This is a genomic window from Candidatus Desulfatibia sp., assembly GCF_036446775.1.
Classification (GTDB): Bacteria; Desulfobacterota; Desulfobacteria; order Desulfobacterales; family UBA11574; genus Desulfatibia_A.
The window spans coordinates 1-6760 of record NZ_JAZFTO010000265.1 but is presented as its reverse complement, the minus strand read 5'-3'; the positions used below and the strand labels follow the sequence as shown (position 1 = coordinate 6760).

The 6760-nt window shown below is 45.2% G+C and carries 4 protein-coding genes and 1 pseudogene; 2 read left to right on the top strand and 3 right to left on the bottom strand.

Features of this window, described 5'->3' with window-relative positions:
- Positions 1-225, top strand: a pseudogene (locus V3S16_RS12730) (hypothetical protein); the annotation flags it as partial.
- Between the two features lie 413 nt (positions 226-638).
- Here V3S16_RS12730 and V3S16_RS12725 read toward each other — a convergent pair.
- The 3 genes from V3S16_RS12725 to V3S16_RS12715 form a co-directional block, all read right to left on the bottom strand.
- Entirely contained in the window at positions 639-1508 is an 870-nt protein-coding gene (locus tag V3S16_RS12725; protein ID WP_413885507.1) for a DUF1566 domain-containing protein, read from the bottom strand.
- A 311-nt stretch (positions 1509-1819) separates the two neighbouring features.
- A complete protein-coding gene (locus V3S16_RS12720) occupies positions 1820-2719 on the bottom strand; it encodes an adenylate/guanylate cyclase domain-containing protein (RefSeq protein ID WP_413885505.1) in 900 nt (299 codons plus the stop codon).
- 91 nt (positions 2720-2810) lie between these two features.
- Positions 2811-3611: a PP2C family protein-serine/threonine phosphatase gene (locus V3S16_RS12715; protein ID WP_413885503.1), complete on the bottom strand. Its 801-nt coding sequence runs from the start codon at positions 3609-3611 to the stop codon at positions 2811-2813.
- 521 nt (positions 3612-4132) lie between these two features.
- On the opposite strand from V3S16_RS12715, the gene V3S16_RS12710 reads away from it, so the two are divergent.
- Positions 4133-6760 (top strand): DUF1566 domain-containing protein (locus V3S16_RS12710; RefSeq protein WP_413885501.1); only part of this gene is annotated, 2628 nt, incomplete at its 3' end.

The following is a 6760-nucleotide window of genomic DNA, read 5'->3' as shown; positions in this document are numbered from 1 at the left end:
GTGCAGTTAAGCAATCCGGTATTATGGGTTGATTTGATTAAAAAAATGGCCGATAACAATAATGGACTGTTTCTCGAAGTTGGTCCTGGCGCCATCATTTTCAGAACCGTAAGATGGATCGACAGGAATATTGAAATCATGAATAGCGCCACGGCGGATAGATTCGACATGGCTATTAAGAAGCTCAAAAGGATAAAAAACCTGGCCCAAAGGACCAGGCTTTGATTTCACCGTATAGGGGTGCACCTAAGCTCAAATGGAGTAAATTAAATTCCAAATAACAAATATCAAACAAATAACAATGACCAAAAGGGGAAATCCCAAATAACAACTTACAAATATCAAATAAATTCCAATGACCGAAAAAACAAATAACAAACAAAAGAATAAAAAAATAGTTTTAGCCCTTGTTTGGAATTTGAGACTTGGAATTTGTGATTTATTTGAAATTTGGTGCTTGTGATTTGTGATTTATTTAATGTTTGGTGCTTGGGATTTGTGATTTTAGACACAAAACTATAAGGCAGAGCCGGAGAACTCTGACCCCCGCAATGCGGGACAGGCTTGGCTCTCCGAGGCGTAGGCTCTACGAGCCGGAGGCCCAGAGGACCAGGTTTTTCAGGACCAAATAAAGATGGCTAGTTGAGGGAACGAATCGGCAAGATAAACGCTCTTTCACTTTTCTTCTGGTGATTAATCGTGCCTGAATACAGCAGAACCGTATATGTATCCAGAGGACCCTTCTTGCTTTTGGTAAGCTCACGACTGTATGTAAATTCAGTTTGGGTCCAGTAGGGCATGTGGCCAATGATGTTTACAAAGGGGTTGGGTTCTACCAGGGCCGGGTTTTTCTTATTGGAATCTATTATGCTTTTCCATTCTTCCTTGGTGGGAAGCCGCCAATTGCCGTAACCCCCTAACTTGAATTTTTCGCTTTTTTTATTGGCTTCGTCCCATGTTACCGCAGAGAAAAAATCTAATCTCCAGCCGTTTTTTATCCACATCAAGTTTGTGGTTGTATCCGTGACCGTACCATCCATGTTATCTACAAACCTACTTTTAGCCGGCGGGATTAGAGATGTTAGCTCTGTACGAGGTTTTGCGGGCGCGCTGATCTTGGCAGAACTTATTTTGTTTTGACGTTCACCCTTTTCGTTAAAACGATGAATGCCAAAATAACCAACCGCTCCGATTTTGTTCAATTTTTCCCAAAAGGCAACAGCATCTTCTCTTCTATCGTATCTCCCCAGATATACTCTGTAATATAGACCTTTGCCCGCGACGTCGGTTTTCATCCAAAAAACCATTTTACCTTTTTCTTGGAGCGAATTTACCTGCCGGTTCGCATTTTCAAGATTTTTAAAAGAGGAAAAATGAACACTGTAGTAAAATTGCTCCGCTCCTTCAGCAGCAGCAAAAATTAATATTGCCGATACCAGTACGTAAATAGCTGTTTTAAAAATCTTCGTGTTTCTTGGTGCCCTTTGCGGTGATAAAAGGTTAGCCATAATAAAATCGTGTTACGATATTTATACAACACATTGTGTTTGAACTTACAGTCTATACAACACTTGGTATAATAATGCAAATAAAATCGTATTACCTGAATCTTTCAAGATTGTCTATGCAAGATTCAAGTATTACGATTTTATGATCTGCGGCTGCGCCGCTTATTAAAATCTGAGTTTGACACATTATGGTTTTGTAATGGGCAAAAGGGAACGTTTTGCAAAGGTCTTTATACAGCGGGTGGGGGTTTAGCAGCGAAGCTGCTTTATGTAAAATCGCTATGAAATCGCTTTGCGATTTTATAGCGATTTTACATTTTGATGGTATATTGTATTGCCTTGGGTGATTCAGGGGTCGGCTCCCGGCCAAGACCGATCAGTCCATTACCGATCAACTGGGATTCATCTCGTTTGAGGACAACGCTTTTTTTGCCTTGGATCAGCAAATAAGTGCCGTTGGAACTCTGGTCAATCAGGATGTATTTACCACGGCGGTACTCGATGCGAGCGTGTGTTCTGGAAACACGGCCGTCATTTACCACCACATCGTTATGGATCTGGCGTCCCAGGGTAACACTGGGCCGATTTTGATCTAATTCATAAATTTGATTGTCAAACTTTAATTCCAGGCGGGCTTTAATGACTTCGGCTGCCACACTATCATCCATCATCACGGTGAGGTCCTCCTCTTCCCAAATGACCTCATAGATATTCATTTCACCGCTTTTTCCTTTTACCGTGGTCTTATCGATGCAATGCACATCGAAGGCATGTCCGTCCGGCAAGGCATCTACGGTTTCCTGGGTGGTGATGGTCTGGCGCTGCTTGGCCAGCGCCACCATGCGGGCGGCCACATTGACGGCATCGCCAAAGACATCCCCGCCTTCAATGATGACCGGTCCGTACTGAATGCCAATGTAGATGTTGGCAGATGTAAAACCGGGTTTATCCATGGGCGGCATGTCCTCAAGAGCCTGGTGCATGTCTTTGGCCGCCTCCAGGGATGTTAGAGCACTGGGGAAAACGCACATAATCTCGTCGCCGATCTCCTTGATCACTTTGCCTTGATAGTGCTGGGTCACTTTTCTGAGCAAAGAGAGGCATGCATCGATTAGATTTTTGGCGTCTTTATTACCCAGGACTTCATATATTTGTGTGCTTTTAGCAACGTCAGCAAATAAAATCGCGAGGGTACCGGTCTTTCGAGTCATAATCCACTTCCGTAAATAAAATCGTGCTACGATTTTATGAAACTCCCGCAACACAGACTGCGGGATCAGATGGCGAACTGATATTCTTTGACTAAGGGCTCATACTGCAAACAATTGTGCTGGTATTATCCTTGCCGCCGGCTTCCTTGGCAGCATCAACCAACTGTTTAGCGATATCATCGACATTGTCTTCTGCCTTCAGTATCTCTGCGATATGATCATCCGTAATCATATCGGTAAGACCGTCACTGCACAGAATGTAGATATCATCTGTCTGGCCCTTTTCCCAGCCGACATCTGCCGATGAAGCGGCATTGGGTCCGATAGCCTTTGTAATAATGTTTTTACTCGGTTCGGTGCCCTGTCGCCCTTCTTTAACCCATTTTGCATAGGCAGAATGATCGGATGTAAGGCACTCCAGATTAGCGTTTCTCCAGCGGTAAAGGCGGCTGTCGCCTACGTGGAACCACAACATGTAGTCTTCTTCCTTGACCGCAACCAAACCGACAACGGTCGTGCCCATAAACCGCTTGAGTTGAGCCTCCTGGTTGCGAGTGTACAATATAAAATTTGCTTCGTCGACAGCCTCTGCCGCCAAAGTGGAGAAACACACGACTTCAGCCGGAACACCTTCAACTTTTGTTATGTCCATAAGTTTTTCTTGAACAACTTCCGGCTGAAAGTATTTCTGAATGACCTGGAGCGCGGTTTGGCTGGCCTCCGCACCCCGTTCGTGCCCCCCCATTCCGTCGGCAAGCAGCAAAAAAGTTCCGGCCTCATCAAGGAATATTGCGTCTTCATTCTCGGATCGAACATTCCCCGTATCTGAAATACCGGTGGCGACAATCCGGGCTGTATCTACCTGCAAATGTACCTGTGTGTCAGATTTCATATTACTCACACCAATTTAATTTTGTATATTACATATACACTATCGTTGTTGATTGTCAACCGCTATCAGATTAGAGAATCGCTCCGCAATTTTATTTTGGGAACTGAATGCTTCTTGACATATGCTGAATTAAATCATATAAATATAAATTTTAGACCTCGTCATTCACCAGATAAAAATGACCGTAGACCGTTATATACGGTGGGATTTCACAAAAATTGGACATCCGGTCGGTCTGGGTTAGGAGGTTCAGGGTTCAAAGGTTCAGAGGTTCAGAGTTCAAAGGTTCAGAGGTTCAACGAATAAAGACAACGTTGAATCCCACCAGTGGCGGGAAACCTGTGAACACATGAAAAAGACAACCCTGAACCTCGCCTGCCGTCGGTCGGGCAGTGGTGAACTCTGATTCTGTGAACCCAACTGATAAGGGAACCCTGAACGGGGAACCCAGAACGTAGAACCTTTGAACTCTGAACCTGTGAACGCTCACATACAACGCATACTAAGAGTAATGGAATTTGATGACCGCACAAAAATCGATTAAAGCCATTGTTTCTGTTTTTTTGTTTATTTTACTGGTAATCTTGGCCTCGGAAGGACTCTCAGCCCTATCAAAAATTAAAGCAACAGGTAAAAATCATGCTCTCATTATCGGAATCAACAACTACAAAAACTGGACTAAATTACAAAGTCCTGCAAGTGATGCTGAAGCAATTGCCGACGTTCTGGCCCAAAAATATAACTTCAGAAGGTCGAATATCACTCTTTTGACCGATAATACCGAAGAAAAGCCGACCCTGATAAATATTCTCACCAGCTTGGGGAAATACATCGACGAACTCACCGAGAAAGATAATCTTTTTATATTTTTCTCCGGACAAAGCGCGGAAGACGAAAAGGGTGAAACCTACTGGATTCCCCGTGACGGCAAGAAAAAATCGAAATTCACATGGTTGAAACATTCGGCTCTTATCGAAGAATTTTTTACTTCTGAAAACTTCAAAGCCAAGAACCTGTTGATCATCACCGACACCCCCTTTAAACGCAAACTTATCAGAAGATATGAGAATCCTGTGACGCTGGACAATCTGCGGTATGAGGAAAAGATTTTAGAAGCAGCATCCCGAAGCTCCCGGGAAGTCATTGCATTCGGCGATCAGCACTGGCCTGGAAGCAAAAATACGAATGGAATGGGCCTTTTTGCATATTATATACATAAGTTGTTATTGGAAAACGACTTTGAGATTATCGATTTTGAAAATCTTATTTTTCTTTTTGATGATGACGTCCCCTTTACCATCGCCAAAATCGCGGGAACAAAGTTGCTGGCCGGCCGGCTGCGGACAGCCTCGGCCCAAAAAGGCCAATTTGTTTTAGCCAGGCTGGCACCTTCACCGGTTGTCGACATCGTAGATACGGTTGTAACCCCGGGAAAGGGCTATCCTGGTGACAAGTTCACGGTAGCAGCCAAAACCAATGGAGCGGCCAGCGAAGTTTACCTCGAAATTAACGGCCAGAAGCATTTCATGCAGGGAGCCGGCACCGAATGGCAATACAGCCTGAAAATCGACAAGTTGGGAAAGACCCCCTTCGTAGTAGCTGCGATCAACCCCAATGACATTGAAGGCAAACCACGCAAAGGGCGAATTTTGACGATAAAACCGCGGGCACCGGTCGTCAATGTAAAGCAAGTAAGCATAGATCCCCGGAAGGGATTGGGAGGAGACAAGTTTCGTTTCACGGCGACGACAGAGACTCCCGCCGCCGCCGTCGCTTTGATCGTCAAGGGCAAACGCTTTAAAATGAGTGGTTCCGGCACCAACTGGTCGCTGGCCCAAAAAATCGATCATATTGGAAGCGTTAATTTCTCCGCTGTCTCCACCAATATAGATGGAATCGAAGGCCGTTCCAAAGAAGGAACTATTTTGCTGGAAGCCGGCATCAGCAACGTAATTGCAGTCAAGCCGAAGCCTGAGACCGGCTATGCCGGCGAAGAGTTTATGATCAGCGTCAAGACCGACCGGATTGCCGCCGGTGTCGCCCTTAAAATGGACGGCAAGGTTTATCCCATGGAAGGCTCCGGTAGCAGCTGGCATTACAAAAAATTGATTCCCGATATCGGCACCAAACAATTCACTGTAATCGCCAAAAACATCAAAGGTCAAACCGGCAGGGCCCTCAGCGGAAAAATAGTGACCAAGAAAAGCCCGTTGCCCATACCTGATATTGCCGCGGTCGACGTAAGTGTAGTCAGCCCCGGCAAAGGATACGCCGGAGACAGCTTTGCCATCAAGGTAAACACCTCGGCACCTTCAGACAAGGTCTATGTTGATATCGACGGCCAGCAGTTTGCCATGAAAGGTACCGGTACCCAATGGAATTACGTGGCCCGGATCGACAAACTGGGCCTCAGCAAGTACAGCGTAATTGCCAGAAACAAAGACGGGGTTCAGGGACAGCCCAAAGCCGGTGAGATAAAAACCACCAAAGAACCCGCCCTGCCGGTCAATGTCATCACGGCGGAAGTCAGCCCCAAAACAGGAGATTTGCAAAAGAGATTTACATTTTCTGCCAAGACCGACAGGCCTGCCAAATCCGTATCTATTATGATCGGCAAAAAGCGTTATGGTATGACCGGCAAAGGGACCGAATGGAAACTGAGCAAAAAATTAGATCAAACCGGAACCATAGATTTTTCAGTAATCGCCAGAAATGAAGATAACGCCGAAGGCGGTTTTAAAACCGCCGCAGTGAAGGTTGTCAAACAACGATTCAAAAAGAATGCCGACGGGACCTTAACCGATAACCTTACCGGAAAAACCAGAAATCGCTTTGTTGATAATAAGGACGGGACCGTCACCGATCTGCTCACCAGTATCATGTGGATGCAGAAACCCAAACAGGTTGCCCTGACATATAAAAATGCAGTCGTATACGCCCGCAACCTTAAATACAAAGGCTTGTCCGGATGGAGACTGCCGACGATTTCCGAATTGAAAAAAATTTCCGACAAAAAGCAACAGAACCCGGCTTTGCCCTTGAACAACCCTTTTACCGGAGTTCTCACTCATCTGAGCTATTGGTCGAAAACAAAACATAAGTTCGGCCCCAAATATGTTTACAAGATGAACATGTGGTTCGGTAGGGTC

What these genes read in the sequence shown, in the direction of transcription:
- V3S16_RS12725 (WP_413885507.1), bottom strand. Translation starts at nt 1,508, where the DNA reads ATGGCTAACCTTTTATCACCGCAAAGGGCACCAAGAAACACGAAGATT.
- V3S16_RS12720 (WP_413885505.1), bottom strand. Translation starts at nt 2,719, where the DNA reads ATGACTCGAAAGACCGGTACCCTCGCGATTTTATTTGCTGACGTTGCT.
- V3S16_RS12715 (WP_413885503.1), bottom strand. Translation starts at nt 3,611, where the DNA reads ATGAAATCTGACACACAGGTACATTTGCAGGTAGATACAGCCCGGATT.